Source organism: Hyphomonas sp. (genome assembly GCF_965284475.1).
Taxonomy (GTDB): domain Bacteria; phylum Pseudomonadota; class Alphaproteobacteria; order Caulobacterales; family Hyphomonadaceae; genus Hyphomonas.
On the sequence record NZ_OZ260087.1, the window covers coordinates 166,443 to 185,650 of the forward strand.

Sequence of the window (19,208 nt, forward strand, 5' to 3'; positions counted from 1 at the left end):
CTACGTCATGTCCGACGATTCATGTCCCGTGAAATTGCAGGGCCGGTCACGGCCTCTGTTCCGTCGCCAGCACACGAAAGCCGATGGACGCTCGGTCTCGCTCTACGGCTTCAAGCCGCATATGGGTCAAGCGGGCGTGGAGCTTGTCAGGACCGCAGGCCACCATTCGGAACTCCGGCGCGACCCGTTGCGCGGCACATGGGCGATTTACTCTCCCCATCGGCAGACACGCACGTTTCTTCCTTCGGCTGCGGCCGATCCGCTTGCGCCATTTCGCGATGGCGCAGCGCCGACTGAAATCGCCTTTTCGGATTTTGAACTGGCCGTGTTCGACAATCAGTTCTCCAGCCTTCAGCCCGAGACCGGACCGACGGGGCACAGCCAATGGGCCAGCGGCCCTGCGACCGGGCAGTGTGAAGTTGTCGTTTATTCGTCCGAACCGGAGGGCAGTCTTTACTCCGTCGGCCAGGATCGCCGCGTACTGCTTCTCGAAGCGCTGATTGATCGATACGAGACCCTGTTCCAGAAGGGAGCCGCCTACGTCCTGCCCTTTGAAAACAGGGGCGAGCAAGTAGGAGTCACGCTCGCCCATCCCCACGGCCAGATCTACGCCTTTCCCTTTGTCCCCGCGCCACAGGCGGCGGCGGCCAAGGCGTTCGAGGACGGCTATGATCTTGTTTCGGACCATGCGACCTGGGACGGGCACTTCAATGTTGCGACCGACGGAGGACTCACCGCTTTCTGTCCGCCCTTTGGGCGTTTTCCTTATGAAACTTGGATCATGCCGAAACGGCCCTGCCGCGGGCCATGGGACCTGAACGCTTCCGAAATCGAGGAATTGGCGAGACTGTTGGGCGATATCCCACGGCGACTGGATGCCCTTTTCGGCGCACCGATGCCCTACATGATGAGCTTTCAGGCGTCCCCTCGTGAGGCAGGCCCTGACTTCCAGTTTACCGTACAATTTTATCCCATCATGCGAGATGCCGGACGCCTCAAATACCTCGCCGGTGTCGAACAATTCACGAGTGTGTTCACGGTCGACATTGTGCCGGAGACGGCTGCTGAAAGGCTGCGCGGCCTATGACCAGTCCCCAGAATGCCATCATGCATTCCGCCACGGTGCCTTGCCGGGTCAACCTGATTGGCGAGTGGATCGACTTCAATGGCGGAACAGTCCTGCCCATGGCCCTGGCACCCTCGGTCACGGTCGACATCCAGGCCAACCAGACGACCAGCGATCGCATTTCCTCGGCCCAGTTTGAAGGCGCTCAGCACGTCGCCATTGATGCGCCCGCCACCCACCACTGGGCCGACTATGTTCGCGGCGCGCTTCAATATGCCCGCAAACAGGCATGGATATCGACCGGGCAGGATGTTCACGTCGAAAGCGCGATTCCGGTCGGCGCGGGGCTTTCCTCCTCAGCGGCGATCATCGTCGCCACACTCAAAGCGGTAAGACCTCCGTCCGCTTCTGTGACGGATACCGATCTGGCCTTTGCTGCCAAGGACATCGAGAACACGTTCATCGGAGTTCCGTGCGGCATCATGGATCAGATGGCAGTCGCGCTGGGAAAGCCTGGCACAGCCTTGGCGCTGGATACACGCGATTGCTCCTATGAACTTCTGGATATGCCTGCTTCGTGGACGATTGTTGTTGCTCATTCCGGTCTCCAGCGGGCCCTGTCGGATGGCCGCTATCGCATGCGACGGGATGAATGCCTGGAAGCGGCGCGCCAAATCGGAACCGAATTCCTTTGCGACGCGAACCCCGATAAGCTGGGCGGGCTGGATCAGGCACTCGCAAGCCGCGCCCGACATGTCATCAGTGAAGGGAAGAGATCTCAGGAAGCGGTCGTGGCTTTGCGCGCTGAAGATCGTGCCCGCTTTGGTCATTTGATGATTGAAAGCCATAACTCCCTGCGCGACGATATGGATGTATCCGTTCCCGGCATTGACCAGCTTGTGGCCGACGCAGTTGACCTCGGAGCAAACGGCGCGCGCATCACAGGCGCAGGTTTTGGCGGCTGTATTGTAGCCTTGGTTGATCCCGCGATTCTTGAGGAATGGTGGAGGGATCTGAAGGCCCGCCATCCGAAGATTGCACGCATTGCCTAAGTCATGAATACACCGCTTGTCGAAATCAATGCGCTCGGATGGCAGATAGGCTTCGATCCTGCGCGTGGCGGTCAAATCATCCGGTGTGACCTGGAAGGCGAGCCAATACTGAAGCCGGGTATTGCGGGACGCTGGCCGGAAATGCAAGATGCTGGCTGCTTTCCCCTGCTGCCGTTCTCGAACCGCATTTTCGATGGCGCCTTCGATTTTGCAGGCAAAAGTATCCGACTGACGGAACCTTATTTTGCGATGCCGTATGCCTTGCATGGCCATGGCTGGCGTCACGCCTGGCGTGTCGCGGAGTCACGTGCGGACGCGGTGAAAATGGTTCTGGATCACGATGCCGGGAACTGGTTCTGGACCTATCGTGCTGAGCAGTGCTTTTGCGTGGGGCCAGAAGGTTTAACGCTTTCACTCAGCGTGGAGAATTTGAGCGCGGACGCCATGCCGGTCGGCATCGGCTTTCATCCCTACTTTCCGCGCCGGAGCGACACACGCATCAACGCCGATTGCGAAGGCTACTGGATAGCGGACCCGACCGAACCAGGGCTTCCCGTCAGCTGGAGACCGATTTCACCGGCTGCGGGCTTCAGTAAATCCAGACCGGTTTTGGATGTCGACCTCGACAATTGTTTCACGGGCTGGAACCGACATCTCCAGATCGAATATCCGGACACATCCCTTTTGATTTCACTGCGCGCGAGTGAAACGCTCGGCAATCTGGTCATATACTGCCCTGCCATGCGCAGCGATATCCTTTGCCTTGAGCCCGTATCGCACGCGACGAATGCCATAAATCTGCAAGATCTGCCTGCAGGACAGGCCATGGATCAACTGGCACCGGGCGAGCGTATCAGCGGAGAGATTCTAATTTCAGCGCGATATACGCGTTGATATTCCGACAGGCGTGTCTTGCTGAAGGATGCGGGCGGGAACGGGGCTAGAGAAAATGGCGGCGAGAGCCGGGACGGCACGCCCTCACCCGTTCCCCAACCCGGCTGATACGTTCATTCAACCAGATTGATGGGGCATGTCTCCAGGCCATAGTTCAGCAGGCCGCCGCGCTGACGCACGCGCTCGCCGGCAGGCTCCAGGCGGCTGTACCGGTTGAGCAGGCTGTTGATCATTTGCGCCGCTTCATTGCGAGCGATCCCTGCCCCCATACAGTGATGGATACCATGCCCGAACGTGGCCTGCTTGATCATGTTGGGACGCTTGAGGATGAACGCGTTCGGGCGTTCAAAGACAGCGGGATCCCGGTTGGCAGAGGCATGGAAGATCGCAACCCAGTCGCCTTCCCTGATCAGCGCCCCGCCCAATTCATAATCCTGCGTGCAGACCCGGTGAAGCCGCTGGACAGGGCCGTCACGGCGCAGGCTCTCCTCAATAAAGGCGCGGACCAGCGACCGGTCGGCGCGCAGTGTTGCGTACATGTCGGGATCATCCGCCAGCACGTCAATGAGATTGCCGAGCAGATAGCCTGTTGTCTCGGCGCCGGCCACGACGAGTGTCAGGCAGAAGCGCACAACTTCGTCATTGGTCAGCCTGTTGCCCTCGGACTCGGCCTGGATGAAGGCCGACATGAGGTCATCCGGCACCGCCCTGCCCGAAGCAATGTCGGCGTAACGCTGATCGACCGCTGACTGGTAATAATGCCAGAGCTCGACATTACATTGCTGGCGTTCGGCAATGGTGAAATCAGACGTCACCATGAAGGCATTGGCCCATCGCCGGAGCCGGACATAGTCCTCTTCCGGTGTGCCGATCAGTTTGGTCATAACCAGGGCCGGCAGGTTGGGCGCGAGATCACGCATGAAATCCACTTTGCCGGCGCCAACCATGTCGAGCTGTGCCTCGACCGCGGCTTCCATCCAGGGAGCAACATCGCTCATCACCCGTTTCGGGGAAAAGGCCATCTGGGCGATCTTGCGAAGCTCGGCGTGGCGCGGATCGTCATGATTGACCAGCATCAGCGTCGGCGCTTCGGATTTTTCCTGCATGATGTCGCGCGACGAGAAGACGTCGGAACGGCGGCAGACCTCCTGCACGTCGGCGTGCCGCAGCACGACCCAGGCCGGGAACGGCTTGTCCATTCCGGGGATCGTGCCGGGCGGGTAGTCTTCAAGACCGAACTGGATAGGCTTGTCGCGCAGGTGATCGTAGTAGGGATACGGATTCGCCATGACATCCGGGGAATAGAGATCGCGGACATGGAAATCATCGGGAATATTCGGTTTGGCAGTGGTGAGTGTCATCAGTTCTTCTCCCGGGCGAAGTGGCCCAGCCTTGCGCTGGCAACCGGCATGAATGCTGGTGGTTTGGCGTCTGCAGGAATTTGTTGCTTTTGAATTATTGTGTCCTTAGGACCTTTTTGTCACATGGTGGATTTCCTACGTGTTTGGCTTGATGGATTATCGGTGTTTGAAGCCCGATCCGACTTCGCTTATTGTCGAGCGCGTAACAAAGAACCGGAGATCGAATGGACATCTCGAGGCGTAAACAGGCGAGTAATGACTTCCTCGACCTGTTCTTTCCGATCCACTATCTGGTGGGCATGCAGATTGAAGACGCCCTGAAATGCGGTGTGCTTACGCGGCAGCAGGCGTGCCTCCTGTGGACAATCCATACGCGCGGCGTCGATGGACGGAAAATGCGCCGCAAGGACATCGCCAGTGCGCTGGCCTCTTGGTACGAGGTGACGAGTTCGGCGATTTCGAAATCCCTCCGCGCCCTGTCCAAGGCGCCCCTGAACCTGATCACGATGACCGAAGACCCCGAGAATGGCCGGGAAAAATTCGTGACACTCACGCCTCGCGGCGTTCAGTTTGTCGAAAGCATGATGCGCAATGGCAGCGCCTTCCTGGATACGATGGTCGAGCGACTCAGCGATGAAGAGATCAAGGCCGGCGTTCACTTCCTGGCGCGCGTAACAGAAATCCATCACGAGCTGGCTGCAGAGGCGGCGGCCAGGCAGAAACCGAAGCCACGCCGCGCGGCCAAGCCGAAGGAACTGGCCTGAGAATCGGGAGCGGATATCGGCTGCTATTATCATGGCATGACGCTCCCTAGCGCTCAGGCGTGATAAGATTGAAGGCCACATGTGCGGCCTGGGCAGTGTCCTGGAAATCGCGGAACCTGACGACCTGGCCATCCCGAATGGTGAGGATGTGGGCATAGTCCGCAGCATAAAGCCGGCCGGTTGCCTTCAGCACCATGCGCAGGTGACCTGTGACTGCGACTTTGTCGCGCTCAGCGATGAACTCGTCCTGCCTGAATTCCTCGATGTCCACGTCATTGCCGACATGCCCGAAGAAGATCTTGCACTTCTCCTTACCGCGAAAGATTCCGGCAAACGGGATTACGTCCGGCCCGTAGAATTCAATCGTGCAATCATCCGCCATGACGCCGAACAATTTGTCGAAATCGCCTTCGTGCACACCGGCATACCAGGCCTGAGCCGTTTCCAGTGGTGTCCTTGTCATCCTTGATCTCCTCTGGCTGCCACCACTAGAACCGGGTCGACAATTCGATGCCGTATGTGCGCGGCGCCCCTAGGGAGCCGACGAACTCGGCGCCATAGGTCGTCCCGGTCAGGATCTGGTTAGTGAAATAGCTCTCGTCGGAAAGGTTTTCGCCGAACAGCGCGACCTGGTAGCGACCACCGGCAGGTGCATATGTTGCCCGTGCACGGACGACACCGTAGCTGTCCTGCGACGCCGCACTGATATTGAACACAGTGAAGAATATCTCGTCCTGCCAGGCGTAATCCGCCCGTAGCGTGACATCGCCGCCAAAGGCTGCAAAGTCCGCTTGCGCGCCGATATTCATTTTCCATTCCGGGGCGCGTGGCAGTCTCAGGCCAGCGAGGTTGCGCAGGACGGATCCAGGCGCCTGCGTCAGGGGCGCGGGACGGAGCGGCTCTGCCAGTTCGCCTTCGGTGAAGACCGCATCAAGATAGGTCACCGAGCCGTCGATCTGGAACATGTCGCTGAGCAGCGCCGCAAATTCGAGTTCGGCTCCTTTGACTTCTGCCTTGCCGACATTCCGAATGATCGGCTGGTTGGCGATCGAGTCTTGGGCCTGCAGGTTCGTGTAGTCATACATGAAGGCAGCCGCGTTGAGGCGGAAGCGGTTATCGAGCAGCCCGGCCTTGACGCCGCCTTCATAGGCCCAGATTTCCTCAGGCTCATAGGGCGTGCGCTGGCTGGACCCGATATTGTAGCCGCCGCTCTTGAACCCGCGTTGGGCACTGGCATAGAGAAGCAGATCGTCCGCAGGTGCCCATTCCAGCGCGACTTTTGGCGTGGTGGCGTCAAAGGTGGCTGGACCTTCAACCGGGGCGACCACAAAGCCGAACGGGTCTGGCTGAACGCCATCGCGGCTGTCGCTCACGGCATTCGGGAAGAACAGGATTTCCGGTGCGAAGCGTATGAGTGCGCCGCCCGGCATGGCCGGCAGGAAAGCAAGATCGAAGTTCTGGAACCCGTCGCGCTCTTCCTCTGAATAGCGCACACCGGCCTTCAGCGTCAGCGTGTCGGTCAGGTCGAAGCTGGTATCAATGAAGATGTTGAATGCTTCTGTTTCCTGACGTCCGTTCAGGTGAAGCTCGCAGCATAATGTGCTTTCCGGGATGTTCACCGGGAAAGGCGGCAGCACACCCGCCGTCTGCAGGTCCAGCAGGCCCTGGGTGAGGATCGGCTCCCAGAAATCGCCAAAGATATTGTTCTGGATGGCGTTTTCCTCGGAGAAATAGCCACCGCCGGCGATCCAGCTGAACCGGGCATTCGACGGGGAGGATATCTGGAAGTCGGCATTCCATTGCTCATGGTCTTCGGCACGATGGATGTAGGTGTTGAACGTGTCACCAAGATCAAAGGAGTTCTGGAAATCGGGATTGGAATTCTTGTAACCAGTGATGATCTGAACGTCATGGTCGCCAAGCGCCCAGTCAAGTCGGCCGGTCAGGCCCCACACGGTTGTGGTGTTGAAATAGTCAACAGCCGAATAGATGTCACGTGACCCGGGCGCCGAGACGCGGCCGCTGTTCTTGATGCCGAAATAGGGCAGAGTCTGAGAGCCCTCGCGCGAGGCGAGCCAGCCGGGCACTTCTTCCTGGTAGCCCAGACTAGCGAAGTGAAAGACATTCGCCCGGTCATCGGCTTCGTAATAGTCGCCTGTCAGCGTGAGCATAACGGTTGGCGCCAGATCGAATTCCACCGTGGCGCGGGCCGTGACGTCATGCTTGTCCTCGGCATCGAACGTGCGGTCCGGTTGCGATGGCGGCAGCGCACCGCGCGGCAGGTGGACCGTGGTGAAGCCGCTACTGTCTTCCTTCTGGACGGCGAGGCGCGCCCGGACAGCATCATTGAGCGGCCCACTTAGCGCGGCAAACACCTGCATACGGTCAAAATTGCCGACGATGAGGCGCGCATCGCCCGAAAATTCATCGGTTGGCCGCTTGGTGATGATGTTCACGGCGCCGCCGGTGGCGTTGCGCCCATAAAGCGTCCCTTGCGGCCCTCGCAGCACTTCGATCCGTTCCACGTCAAAAAAGCCGGGCCCTATGGCAGCAGCGCGCGACAGGTAGACCCCGTCGAGATAGGTTGCTGTGGAACTGTCGGCGCCGGCGACAATGACGGGAGTTCCAATACCGCGAATGAAGATGGATGTATCGCCCTGGTAACTGGAGACCTGAAGACCCGGAACCAGGTCTGCTACATCTTCAACGGACTGGACCGACCGCGCCCGAAGGGCATCATTGTCGAGCGCCGAAACGGACGCGCCGGTATCCTGAATGCTCTCCTCCCGGCGGGTGGCCGTGACCGTAACGGTATTCAGCATACGTGATTCCGACTCTGCTTCCGACGGAGCGGTCGCATCCTGCGCAGCAGCTGAATTCATGACCATGGCAAAGGCACACACCGACACGGTGGCGCAAAGAGCGCGTTTCAACATTATTTCCTCCCGTCCCCCGCGACGCAGGGGTTCATTATCATTGCGCTTAGTTGCCTTTCGTTGATAGTTGTCGTCAAGACCCTTTTTGGAGCGCCAGATTTTCCATTGCGAAAAACGTGAGGGACGGCACACCTGACCGGCATGTCGAACTGTGTTATTTACATTGTTTTTGTTATTTTTATTATCATTCGTCAGCGCCATCTATGCGCGCCAACCCGACCTGTTGCCAATTTGCCGATAATACTTAAAAGGGTCTTTGAGACCACTTTACTGCCAAAGGAACCAGATCATGTCGGGATATGCCATCAGCGTGAATGCCGGAATCGCCCATCTCGTGCTCACACGACCAGAGGCAGGCAACGCGCTTGTTGCCGAATTCTGGAACCGACTGGCTCCCGAAATTGCCGCACTCGACCGAACCGGAAATGTCCGGGCGATGGTTCTGTCATCAGAAGGATCCATTTTCTGCGCAGGTATGGACCTCGGCGAGTTTGCTGGCGGCATCCCCGATCCAGACTCCCCAGCCGCGCGCGAAAGCTTCTACCATCTCGCCTTGTCCCTTCAGGAGACTTTTTCCTGCCTAGAGCGCGCCCGCTTCCCCGTATTTGCAGCCATACAGGGTGCCTGCCTTGGCGCAGGCCTGGAACTCGCCGCAGCATGCGACCTGAGATATGCATCCAGCGATGCCTATTTCCGGATTGAGGAAGTCAATACCGGTATCATGGCCGATGTCGGCGCCTTGCAACGCCTTCCCAAGATCCTCCCAGAACCTGTCGTCAAGGAAATGGCCTTCCTTGGGCGCTCACTTGGGTCAATAGAGGCCGCAAAGCATGGTTTCGTAGCTGACGTAGCCGATGACGCTGCAGGTGCGCTTCATATGGCCATGACAGCAGCGCAACGAGTCTGCGAAATGGCGCCCGTCGCCATTGCAGGATCCAAGGCGGCCCTGCGATGGGCGCGCGACCATTCTGTTCCGGACGCGCTTGAATGGTCCGCCCGCACCCAATCAGCCCTCTGGAGCACGCAGGATATCGCCGCGTCGCTGCAGGCGCGACGATCAGGCACCTTACCTGAGCACGAACCCCTTTTGCCCAAAGCCAGTATCGGTTTGTGACGGACCGGAATCCCCGGCCCGAACAGATTCCGGGGCGTGACATCCTGCGCATCGACAGGCCTCTGAGCCACGCCTATGTACATAGCAAGCCCGAGACGAATGCCTGCCTGAACCGGATATAGTTACCCATGCCTTTGTCCACGAATCCTGACTCTGGCATGACGTTCGCGCCACTGGCTCCTGACCTGAAATGAGCGGCACCCGTCACCTCATTCTCGTTCTCGGCGACCAGCTCACGCCCACCTTGTCCAGCCTCGCCACCGGGGACCCAAAATACGACCGTGTGCTGATGGCAGAGCTTCATGACGAGGCAACCTATGTACGCCATCACAAGAAAAAGATCGCCTTTATCTTTTCCGCGATGCGCCATTTCGCTGAAGAGCTGCGCACAGCTGGCTGGACAGTCGACTATGTCAAGCTGGATGCGCGCGAGAGCCAGGGCAGCTTTTCAGCCCAGGTGACGCAGGCCGTTGCCGAACACCAGCCTGAGCGTATCATCGTCACCGAAGCCGCCGAGTGGCGCGTTTCGCAAGTACTGGCAGGCTGGCAGACGCAGCTATCTGTGCCGGTCGACATATTACCGGACGACCGCTTCCTTTGCACGCCGTCCGCATTCAGGGATTGGGCGGAGGGCCGCAAGCAACTACGCATGGAGTATTTCTACCGCGACATGCGTCGCAAGACCGGACTGCTGATGGATGGTGACAAGCCAGCGGGGGGCAAATGGAATTTCGATGCTGAAAACCGCAAGGCGGCAGATGCCAACCTGTTCATGCCCCGCCCCAGCGCTTTTCCGCCCGACGCGATCACACAGGATGTGCAGGCATTGACCGAAGCCCGCTTCGGCAATCATTTCGGCGACCTTGCGCCTTTCTGGTTCGCGGTCACCCGCACCGATGCCGAGGCGGCCTTTAAGGCATTCGTGGAACATGCCTTGCCGCATTTCGGGGATTACCAGGATGCGATGGTGGAGGGGGAACCCTTCCTCTATCATTCGGTCATTGCCCAGTACCTGAACTGCGGATTACTGGATCCGCTGCGCGTATGCCGCCAGGTCGAAGCCGCCTACCGCTCGGGCAAGGCGCCGCTTAACGCAGCCGAAGGGTTTATCCGTCAGGTCATTGGCTGGCGCGAATATGTGCGCGGTATCTACTGGCTAAAAATGCCCGGCTATGACCGCAGCAATTTCCTTGGCCACACACGGCCCCTCCCTGAATTCTACTGGACGGCTGAGACCGGCATGGCCTGCGTCAAAGCCGCTGTGACCCAGACGAGGGATGAGGCCTACGCCCACCATATCCAGCGCCTGATGATCACAGGCAATTTCGCGATGCTGGCCGGTATTGATCCGCATACGTTGCATAAATGGTATCTGAGCGTTTATGCCGACGCTTATGAATGGGTCGAGTTACCCAACACAGTGGGCATGAGCCAGTTTGCCGATGGCGGCCTGCTGGCCTCGAAACCTTATGCAGCCAGCGGCGCCTATATCAACCGCATGTCCAATTACTGCAAGTCCTGCCAGTATGACGTGAAGCAAAGAACCGGAAAGGATGCCTGTCCTTTCAATGCGCTCTATTGGGACTTCATTTCGCGCCATCGCGACAAGATCAGCACCAATCCACGGATGGCTCAGACTGTGCGCACCTATGACAAGTTCAACGCAGCGGAGCAGCAACGCATCCGTGACAGTGCTGCAGACTTTCTGGCAAGCCTGTGACAGACAAACGCCACTCCAAGTCGAATCTGCCTGAGAAGACCTGCGCGGCCTGCGGAAGGCCTTTTGCTTGGCGCAAGAAGTGGGCGCGAGACTGGGACAATGTCAAAACCTGCTCGGAACGCTGCAAAGGTGAGTTACGGCGAAAGACCCGTAAGGGCGAAGAACAGACATGGTCTTGAGGCATTTCAGGCTGGGACGCACCCAGGATTCCTTCAATTTTCGGATAACACGATAAAGCAGTGGCAGGCTGTGGACCCTTTCCAGCTTGGTATACAGGTAACACCGTGCGCACTGTCTATTGGTTCGCCAAAGTTGCGGGCATGCGATGCAAATTGTCCAATATCGATATACACAAACCTGTATGCGGATATGACGGGTTGCGCCGCTCGATAGATGCCGCAGGCGTTTCCTTGTGGGCGTGGAACGTCGATACCGATGATTTTGCCATGGACCCGCACGGCTTCAAGCTCTGGGATCTATCCCCTGGCCATGACATCACTTCGAGCGCCTGTCCGAAAAGATCCACCCCGCGGACCGGGACCGGGTGAGAGCCGCCGTCTCAGTCACCAGGGCGACTGTCGGCTCACATGAAATCGGCTTCCGCACCATGGTCGGACCGGACGTCAGGTGGATTTCCGTGCACGGATAATGAGATGATCCCGGAATGGGGAAAGGCGTGGTCCCGGGCATCTTTCCCGACATCACGGGCCGCAAGCAGGCGATTGTCAGGCCGAGCCGAGTTCCGTGCACAGCCGGCCATTGCCAGCCAAGCAGCCTGTATCGGCGCGGGATATTAGCTCCGCGTGGAACTCCTCAGGCGTCTTTGCTTTGGCGACGTTATTGTTCTTCTTGCGTTTCTTGCCGTCTGCCACCGAGAATTTCCTCGGCGGCTATCCTTTCGGCGTCCAGATAATCATGGGACCGTTCGCATGTATTATAGTCACTTTACTGCCGACCGGCAGCAATAACAGCCGTAGACTTAGCCCTTGCTGCCGGATTTGCAGCCATAAGCAAGACCACAAGCACAAAGCCGATTCTTGCCATAAATGCCTTCTGCCAACTCTCTCCGGCGTGCGTCCCGTCACTTCACTTGAAGTCCCACCCACAAGTTCAGCCACATTGTGTCGTCAGTTGGCGCGCAGGGATTGTATAAACTCGCCATTCCCGCCAAGCTGGCGGAAAATCGGGAGTATGTCGGCCGTGATGCAATTTCAGTATTTCCGCCCGAACGAAACGATCCGCTCGCTGGTCGGAAGCTATTACAACCTGACCATCATGAACGACCTGGCTGATGTCATGCGGGCTGAAATTGCGAATGTCCGGTTCATCATTCGCGGCAATGTTCACTCGGATTTGGGCGGTACCGAAGTGAAGGTTCCGGCTGGCAGCGCCGTATTGTGCGGACCGACCTTTCGCTGGAGCAACGTTCGCTTTGAAGCCGGCACTGTGATCTTCGGCGCGGCGATCACCCCCCTCGGGTGGTCGCGCATGCTGAAGGTTTCAGCAGAAACCTATGCTGATAAGCTTGTCCCGCTGGACAACCTTGTCGATAGCAACAACCGCGATCAGATCCGCGCAGTCACGCAAGCGCCTGACGCGGAATCCCGCGTCGTAGCGGCCAATCGCTTGTTCGCATCACTTAACGACCCTGACATATCGGTGAACGAGCGGTTCCTGATGCAAGCAACGCGCTGGATTGTGGATCCGGAACCGAACGAGCTTGACGACCTGCTGTCGGCAACAGACTTGTCAGCGCGCCAGGTTGAGCGGCTGTGCAAGATCTATTTTGGCAGTGCACCCAAGCGGCTTCACCGTAAATTCCGGGCCTTGCACTCGGCTAATCGCCTGACCTGGAAACAGCTCACCGACTGGCGCGACATCGCCACGACGGCCTATTTCGACCAGTCACACTTCATCCGCGAGTTCAGGCAGTTCAACGGGCGAACCCCCAGCGAGTTCATCAAGGGCGCGCATCTGCTCGTGCGCATGACGCTTCAGGAGCGCCTGCAGATTGATCATGAGTCGCCGTTCAGCCTCGTTGGATAGGGGCCATGACCACTGGCTGCAAGGTGGTCTGCTCCGGGATTAGCCTGTATTGAACACATAGCGTAAGACGAGACCCGGAGTCTGGGGGACGGGCCATGCAGGCAGATCAGTCACAACGAACTTTTGTGACCTATCACAGCAACGCACTGCTACTGAAGCTCGGCCGCTTCGTCTGGCAGATGCATATCCTGTCGGCCATATTGCTAACCTACGTCCTGAACTCCGTCGTCGTCCCGCAACTGCTTTGGCCATGGGCCGGCTGGATGACTGTGTTCGGGCTTGCGCAGGCCTATATATGTTTTCATGGCGCCGCGCGTGCCGATGCCAATGCGCCTCTCGACCGTATCTCTACCGCCTTTGATGCGACGGCGATACTGCTGGCGCTGGGCTGGGGCTGGTTGGGGTTTATGCTGTTGCCAACCGACGATACAGAACTGCGCACCTTTGTCGGTTTCATCATCAGCGGCGGCGTACTGACCGGAACGGGCACGCACAACATGCGCTACCCGATTCTTGTCCTTACCCTGAGTATTATCATGTTTGCGCAGGCAGCGCGGACCTATCTCGACAATCCGGATGGGCAAAGGGTGATTGCTGCCGGGATGCTGGTCCTGTTCCTACTCTTGATGTTGGGACTAGGCTGGGTGCTCCGGGGTTTCACACGCCGTGGCTTCGTGCTGCAATGGGAAAAGATGCAGCTTGCGGACGCACTCGAAACCGCGCGTGCCGAAGCCGAGAATGCGAATAGAGCCAAGTCGCGCTTCCTCGCACAAGCAAGTCACGATCTGCGCCAGCCCATTCATGCGATGGGACTTCTGCTTGCGTCGCAATCCGAAACGCAACTCACGCCTGAAACGCATCATGTTTTCGAACGGTTGAAACAGTCCGTCGAGATACTGTCAAAACTGTTCACTTCGCTACTCGACGTCACCCTGCTGGATACACAGCAAATTCGGCCTAACTTTCACACCTTCAGCCTGGGAGACCTGATCAACGACATCATCACGGAGTTTTCTCCGGCAGCCATTGCGGCCGGCTGTAGCCTGCGGGCGGAAGCTGGCAACACGATGATAGAAAGCGACCCGTTGATCGTGCGACGTATCCTGCAAAACCTTGTCTCCAACGCCATCCGTCACGGCGAAGGAACGGACATACTGGTGACTACGGAACAGTCTGGCAGGCAGTTCACCTTGCTGGTGCGCGACTGGGGGCCCGGCATCCACAAGGAGGAACAGGCCCGGATATTCGAGGCCTTCCAGAAAGGCAGTGAGCTAACCGATGCCAGCGAAGGCGTGGGACTCGGACTGGCTATTGTCCAGCGCCTCGCCGAGCTTGCAGGGGCACGCGTATCGGTTGCGTCAAAGGCGGGCGAAGGTGCCACTTTCCGGGTCGGGCCGTTTGATATGTCAGATCGTGCCGCAGCCGTGCCCGAGAGTGACCCGGAAAAGCTCAAGATGCAGGACCAGCCCGGCAGGGCGCTCATCATTGACGACGATCGCTCAACCCTGGAGGCGACAGGCGATTTATTGTCCAGCTGGGGCTGGAGCGTTGATCTACGCGACTCCCTGTCCAGCGACGAGATGGAGAGCCTGTTCAGGCCAGACCTGATCATCTGCGACTATGACCTGCGTCGCAATCAGACGGGGCTACAGCTAATCAAGGTCTTGCAGGAAAAGTTCCCGGGTACGCCTGCATTGATCATGACAGGCAGTTCGTCACCGGAGACAGCGAAACAGATCAGGCAGACCGGCCTGCTGGTTCTGCTGAAACCGGTCCGCCCGGTCCAGCTGAGGTCAGCGCTGATCAGTCTCGCGGGGTGAGTGAAGCGCACCGTGATTGAGGCCAAAGGTGGCAGCAGCGGTGCGGTTGGTCACACCGAGCTTCTGGAACAGGGCCGACACATGGGCCCGCACGGTGGACACGGAAAGGTCGAGCTCCTTGGCGATTTCCTTGTTGGACAGGCCGAGGCAAATCAGTTTCAGCACGTCACTCTGCCGCGGCGGAAGGGCATGAACGGGATCGTCCGCTGTCGAAATGGGTCGGCCAGGCCCGCTCGGCGGCAGATAGACAGGGCGTCCACCCTGCATGACTTCCCGGATGCCTTTCAGCATGCTGTCAGGTGGCGAACGCTTGGAGACAAAGCCATTGGCACCGGCCCGCATCAGCCGCTCGACGGCTCCGCGTTCCGTCAGCATGGATACGACGAGTATCGCCATCAGCGGATGCGCTAGACGAAACCTGCGAATGTCGCTTTCTGGTTCCAGCCCCGGGAAAAAGATATCGAGGATCAGCAGGTCTGCTGGTGCAGTGTCGAGTTCCCGCCTCAGAACCGTGGCCGTTCCTGCTTCCCGCAGCCGAGCATCTCCCAGAGCCGAGCGAACGATGCTCAAAATACCGGCCCTGAACACCGGATGATCGTCAGCGATTATCAGTTCAAGCGCATGCGTCCCCATGCCTGAAAGCTATACCGACACGCTGATGGGAAATAAACTAGGACATTCGTACTGGTTGATATTGTGCAGTATTTTCCTGAACATTGCGCCTCATCTTGAAGGGACGCACGCGATGAACAGGACCATTTTCGGATATGCGGCGACAGCGCTGGCGCTAACGTTCGCCTCTCAGGCTGGCGCGCAGGGGCTGGGCGGGTCACAAGCCGACAGGTTCGAACAGCGCATCAAGGATGCGGTGCAGCTAATTGAGCAGATGGACCCTCAGGAACTTGTCATGCCCGTGTCGGACGAGACGCGGCACTTTGCGATTTCCGATGGCGGCCTTGGCAAGATGGCGAAATCGCAGACTGATTCTCGTAGCTTCATGCTGGAAGCAACGAGTGGTGCAGCCCTGATCCAGAACTACAGCCCCGCAGGCGGACCCGACTGTGACCCTGAAACCGAAGAACCGCTGATCATCTATTATGGCTTCTTCGCGGATGCAGATGCGAGCGTGATGTCTATGAACGAAGCAGCCCGCCTCGGCGCCATCCTGGCCACCGGCCATGCCGTCAGGTACCGGCCCGGGCCCACTTTTTGCGAGGATCAAACTTATATCAGCGATCCGGAACAACCCGCATTTCTGCACGTGCCTTTCTCCCTCTTCGGCCAGAGCCCCCGGAATTTCCAGGCCATGCTGGCTGAACAGCGCGGATTGCCGGTACAGGCCATGTTCGGAACGTCCGGCTTGTCGGCACGCATGACGGGATATTCCGACGCTCGCAGTTTCGGGCAGTCATCCGCGATGAGCGAACTCGGCACTGGAGGCGCTCTTGGACAGTCCATGCTCAACGACGTGCTCGCGAATAATCCGGAAGCAGCTGCGGCACTGTCACAGATCCCGGGTGGGGTCGGGAGTGTTGGCGGAGACGGGTCGATCCAGATGGACCTGTCCACGAAACCCATGTCAGAAATCGGCGGTAATAATGCGGCCTACACCTACGCACAAATTCGATTCGCGCATCAGGGACACGCCCTCATACCGGGACGCTGGCTCGACGACCTTCAACAGGCAATCCGTATAGACGGCGCGATTGTCGACGGCGCACCCGCCACCCCGAACGGCGGGGCGCTGGAGGACTGACCTGTCAGTCCACAGCCCAACGGCTCATAAGTGTGCCCGCCTGGTCCAGATAGACAATCTGGCTCGCCGCGCCTTCAATTCCGATCACGACGGTGCGGCCATCAATCAACCACCAATCGACCTCTGCCAGAAAGTCGCTCGATAGCGGCGCGGAATCCGTCCCGGAAGTGAAACCCACCAATGTCAACGTCTTCTGCGCCTGCTGGCAGACCACAAGACCGGACTGATTGCCTTCCGGCCGGTCCACCAGCGCGACAAGATCATGGCGTCCGTCGCCGTCGAGGTCCGGCTCAAGCCAGGCCCGCTGGCGGGAACCGGGGCGCGGCATACGCCCGGACAACAACATCGTCTCGGGAAGGCCGCAATCCTCGAAAGCCGTGACGACCCAATCCGGGAAATTCGCGAGGTCTTCTGGTGTTGGATAATGAGATGTGACGGGTTCACGCGGCCCGTCATTCCATGCAACGCAGCCCTCGAAGGCCATATACACCTTGCGCGACGCCTCACCTTCCGCAAACGCCTGGTCTGTGACAGCAAGCCAGCCCTGCCCCTGCTTTCCCGGAGACGGCTCGACCGTCGCTGCATTATGCGGGTTGCCAGGCACGGTCAGTTCCCGATTGTGGGCCGGTTCAAACACATCTGGCCCAAAGATGAAGCTTTCCGTCGGATTGTTTTCGCCCCGGACCGGCGGAATACCGCGCGCAACGGGCCGAGACGGGATGACTTCACCGCCTTGACCCCTCATTTCGACATGCCAGCCCGACTCATCCGGTTGAAGCGTGAAGGAAAGCCCCTCTGCAAGTTCTGCGCGGAAAAGATTGGTGCCAAAGACAACACCTTCGATGGGCGTAGCGGTAAACATCCAGTCCGACTGGCACGCAGGCGCGGCGTAAGCGCTGTCTGCAAATGCGCAAACCGAGAAAACGACGAACAGGCCCCTAAGGCTCGACATGATGGTAGAGCCTCTCCATCTTCATTTGTCCGTATTGCCAGTAGACCAGCACCGCCTCCTTTTCGATCCGCTCGAGGACGAGCATATCTCCGTCTGCCTCGGGAAGGTCGTAGCCGGTAATGTGGAGCGGCACGCTCCCACCAGGCGATATCCATTGCCAGGCCTCGGCCTGACCAGCATATCCTGTCCGTACATCACCCCTCGGGGAGCTTTCGAAACCCAGGACCTCCAGCCTTGTGCCGGAGCGACAAATCGCTATCCCGCGCTGGTCGTCGGAGATGCGACGCACTTGTGCGGCTTCATCCAGCACGCCGTCGCTATCCAGATCTCCGCCCAGCGTGCGCGGCAGGAACCGGGCACTGAGATCGTATGTCTCAAGGTCGAGGCCGCAACTACCGAATGCCTCCTTCTCCTCATCGACAAAGTCGAGGCTCGCCCGGTCCACCAGGTGAGCTGCCTCATCATCTGTTCGCGGCCATGACAGACAGGCATCGAACTTCAACCAGTTCATGCTGGCTGGCGTGCCCGTCACGGGATTCGCCAGCCCGAAATCGATCACTTTCAACCAGCCAATACCGTCTTCAGGGCCAGGCATTTGCACACCATCCGACGCGCGCAACCCGGCGGTTCCCTGCAGGCCCGGCGAAATGACAAATGCGCGCAACTCTTGTGGCGCGTTGACATCGCCTGTGTTGGGCGCGGTATTAGCCTTGTTCCGGAAGTGCCAGCCCAGGATATCCCGAGGGTTTGCCGCACCGCGAAGGGGCGGGGTGAGAGATGTAAGATCAACAGCGGAACCGACAGGTTCTTTCTCATAGAGTCTTATCGACCAGCCGTTCTCAACCCGCATCAAAGCGAACACCCAGCCATTGCCAAGCGTCTGGTAAAAGCTCCTGTCGCCCGCCACTTCCGGAAAGTCCGCCACCGACGCGCCTTGCCTGTCCTGCCCAACGATCCGCACAGCATGACTTTCCGCAGTCGGTTCGCAGACCTGGCCGAAAGCGGGCAGCGAAGTCAAAATCGCTAGCAATAAAGCAAAGGCGAGCGGCCTCATCGGATCTCCTCCTCATACCATGTCTCGACGATCCGCGCCGACTGCGCAATCCAGGCTGCAGCCTGATCGCCACCTTCGCCTTCCAGCTGTTGCGTGAGTTTCAGTATGGCCTCGCCTGTGTACTCGATATAGTCCGGCCAAGTCTTGCCGCCCTCCGCAGGCCGTCCGGTTGCCGCGAGTTCAGCCAGCTTTGCGTCAATGACGGATATGACTGGCTCCTTGTCCAGACGCAGGGCGACTGCAGAAAATGCGTGGGGTGGATCTTTCATCCTGCTGAGTGTCTTGTAGGCAACCAGATAGGGTGGCAGCATTTCTATGTCGAAACCCTTTCGGGCCCCCTCTATCCAGAGTGTCAGCATCTCAGCGTCGCATTCTGTTTCAGCGACACGTTTCGCAGTCTCTGTCTTCAGTGATTCGACATGCGCCTGCGACCACCCTTCGCGATCCTGCAAGGCCATTGCCCGCAGGGACAGGCTTTCCCATTGACTTAAATGCCCACACTCAACACCACGCTGCGCGATCATTTCGATATAGGCACCGGAACGGACCTTCGATGGCAGCTGATCGGCCGAACCAGTCGCGCCAACCATGAAAGCAAGTGAAAGGCATGCCAGGTATTTCATGAATAGTTCCTCTTACCATCCCCAATCCAGTCCTCACACTACCACCTATT

The 19,208-nt window shown here is 58.7% G+C and carries 18 protein-coding genes; 10 read left to right on the plus strand and 8 right to left on the minus strand.

The genetic code is table 11. The annotated features are described in order from the left end of the window. The first annotated feature begins 7 nt into the window (after window positions 1-7). Genes ACQ66M_RS00665 through ACQ66M_RS00675 form a run of 3 tightly spaced genes read left to right on the plus strand, consistent with a single transcriptional unit; the run spans window position 8 to window position 3,012 of the window. Window positions 8-1,087, plus strand: a complete 1,080-nt coding sequence (locus ACQ66M_RS00665) for a galactose-1-phosphate uridylyltransferase (RefSeq protein WP_430401373.1) — start codon at window positions 8-10, stop codon at window positions 1,085-1,087. Then, window positions 1,084-2,118, plus strand: coding sequence for a galactokinase (galK, locus tag ACQ66M_RS00670; protein WP_350170915.1), 1,035 nt, complete (start codon window positions 1,084-1,086; stop codon window positions 2,116-2,118). Before ACQ66M_RS00665 ends, galK begins: the two co-directional genes overlap by 4 nt. Before the next feature lie 3 nt (window positions 2,119-2,121). After that, complete coding sequence (locus ACQ66M_RS00675; RefSeq protein WP_350170914.1) at window positions 2,122-3,012, plus strand: aldose 1-epimerase; 891 nt, start codon at window positions 2,122-2,124, stop codon at window positions 3,010-3,012. Window positions 3,013-3,125: 113 nt separating this feature from the next. Here the strand turns inward: ACQ66M_RS00675 and ACQ66M_RS00680 are convergent, their stop codons facing one another. Beyond that, complete coding sequence (locus tag ACQ66M_RS00680) at window positions 3,126-4,373, minus strand: cytochrome P450 (RefSeq protein ID WP_350170913.1); 1,248 nt, start codon at window positions 4,371-4,373, stop codon at window positions 3,126-3,128. A gap of 224 nt (window positions 4,374-4,597) precedes the next feature. Between ACQ66M_RS00680 and ACQ66M_RS00685 the strand changes: the two genes are divergently transcribed. Next, on the plus strand, window positions 4,598-5,137 hold the full coding sequence (locus ACQ66M_RS00685; RefSeq protein WP_350170912.1) for a MarR family winged helix-turn-helix transcriptional regulator: 540 nt from the start codon (window positions 4,598-4,600) through the stop codon (window positions 5,135-5,137). A 46-nt stretch (window positions 5,138-5,183) separates the two neighbouring features. Here ACQ66M_RS00685 and ACQ66M_RS00690 read toward each other — a convergent pair whose 3' ends face one another. After that, entirely contained in the window at window positions 5,184-5,600 is a 417-nt protein-coding gene (locus ACQ66M_RS00690) for a nuclear transport factor 2 family protein (RefSeq protein WP_350170911.1), read from the minus strand. Window positions 5,601-5,625: 25 nt separating this feature from the next. Next, window positions 5,626-8,073: a TonB-dependent receptor gene (locus ACQ66M_RS00695; protein WP_430401375.1), complete on the minus strand. Its 2,448-nt coding sequence runs from the start codon at window positions 8,071-8,073 to the stop codon at window positions 5,626-5,628. A gap of 289 nt (window positions 8,074-8,362) precedes the next feature. On the opposite strand from ACQ66M_RS00695, the gene ACQ66M_RS00700 reads away from it, so the two are divergent. From ACQ66M_RS00700 to ACQ66M_RS00710, 3 genes are all read left to right on the plus strand, one after another. Beyond that, window positions 8,363-9,187 (plus strand): enoyl-CoA hydratase-related protein, encoded by an 825-nt coding sequence (locus ACQ66M_RS00700; protein WP_430401377.1) that lies wholly within the window; start codon window positions 8,363-8,365, stop codon window positions 9,185-9,187. 190 nt (window positions 9,188-9,377) lie between these two features. Then, window positions 9,378-10,907, plus strand: coding sequence for a cryptochrome/photolyase family protein (locus ACQ66M_RS00705; protein ID WP_430401379.1), 1,530 nt, complete (start codon window positions 9,378-9,380; stop codon window positions 10,905-10,907). Continuing rightward, window positions 10,904-11,086 (plus strand): DUF2256 domain-containing protein, encoded by a 183-nt coding sequence (locus ACQ66M_RS00710; RefSeq protein WP_430401380.1) that lies wholly within the window; start codon window positions 10,904-10,906, stop codon window positions 11,084-11,086. The genes ACQ66M_RS00705 and ACQ66M_RS00710 overlap by 4 nt, the downstream gene beginning before the upstream one ends. A gap of 546 nt (window positions 11,087-11,632) precedes the next feature. On the opposite strand, the gene ACQ66M_RS00715 is transcribed toward ACQ66M_RS00710, so the two are convergent. After that, the gene (locus ACQ66M_RS00715; protein WP_430401381.1) at window positions 11,633-11,779 is read right to left on the minus strand and encodes a hypothetical protein; all 147 of its coding nucleotides are present in this window, start codon (window positions 11,777-11,779) and stop codon (window positions 11,633-11,635) included. Window positions 11,780-12,110: 331 nt separating this feature from the next. Between ACQ66M_RS00715 and ACQ66M_RS00720 the strand changes: the two genes are divergently transcribed. Both ACQ66M_RS00720 and ACQ66M_RS00725 read left to right on the plus strand, forming a co-directional pair. Further along, the gene (locus tag ACQ66M_RS00720; protein WP_430405104.1) at window positions 12,111-12,953 is read left to right on the plus strand and encodes a helix-turn-helix domain-containing protein; all 843 of its coding nucleotides are present in this window, start codon (window positions 12,111-12,113) and stop codon (window positions 12,951-12,953) included. A 125-nt stretch (window positions 12,954-13,078) separates the two neighbouring features. Further along, complete coding sequence (locus ACQ66M_RS00725; protein ID WP_430401382.1) at window positions 13,079-14,773, plus strand: hybrid sensor histidine kinase/response regulator; 1,695 nt, start codon at window positions 13,079-13,081, stop codon at window positions 14,771-14,773. Here ACQ66M_RS00725 and ACQ66M_RS00730 read toward each other — a convergent pair. Beyond that, entirely contained in the window at window positions 14,747-15,406 is a 660-nt protein-coding gene (locus ACQ66M_RS00730) for a response regulator transcription factor (protein ID WP_350170904.1), read from the minus strand. The genes ACQ66M_RS00725 and ACQ66M_RS00730 overlap by 27 nt on opposite strands. 112 nt (window positions 15,407-15,518) lie before the next feature. Between ACQ66M_RS00730 and ACQ66M_RS00735 the strand changes: the two genes are divergently transcribed. Then, window positions 15,519-16,529: a hypothetical protein gene (locus ACQ66M_RS00735; RefSeq protein ID WP_430401383.1), complete on the plus strand. Its 1,011-nt coding sequence runs from the start codon at window positions 15,519-15,521 to the stop codon at window positions 16,527-16,529. Window positions 16,530-16,533: 4 nt separating this feature from the next. On the opposite strand, the gene ACQ66M_RS00740 is transcribed toward ACQ66M_RS00735, so the two are convergent. Genes ACQ66M_RS00740 through ACQ66M_RS00750 form a run of 3 tightly spaced genes read right to left on the minus strand, consistent with a single transcriptional unit; the run spans window position 16,534 to window position 19,158 of the window. Beyond that, the gene (locus ACQ66M_RS00740; RefSeq protein ID WP_430401384.1) at window positions 16,534-17,481 is read right to left on the minus strand and encodes a hypothetical protein; all 948 of its coding nucleotides are present in this window, start codon (window positions 17,479-17,481) and stop codon (window positions 16,534-16,536) included. Then, complete coding sequence (locus ACQ66M_RS00745; protein WP_430401385.1) at window positions 17,468-18,535, minus strand: hypothetical protein; 1,068 nt, start codon at window positions 18,533-18,535, stop codon at window positions 17,468-17,470. The genes ACQ66M_RS00740 and ACQ66M_RS00745 overlap by 14 nt, the downstream gene beginning before the upstream one ends. Beyond that, complete coding sequence (locus tag ACQ66M_RS00750) at window positions 18,532-19,158, minus strand: hypothetical protein (RefSeq protein ID WP_430401386.1); 627 nt, start codon at window positions 19,156-19,158, stop codon at window positions 18,532-18,534. Before ACQ66M_RS00750 ends, ACQ66M_RS00745 begins: the two co-directional genes overlap by 4 nt. Window positions 19,159-19,208 lie beyond the last annotated feature (50 nt).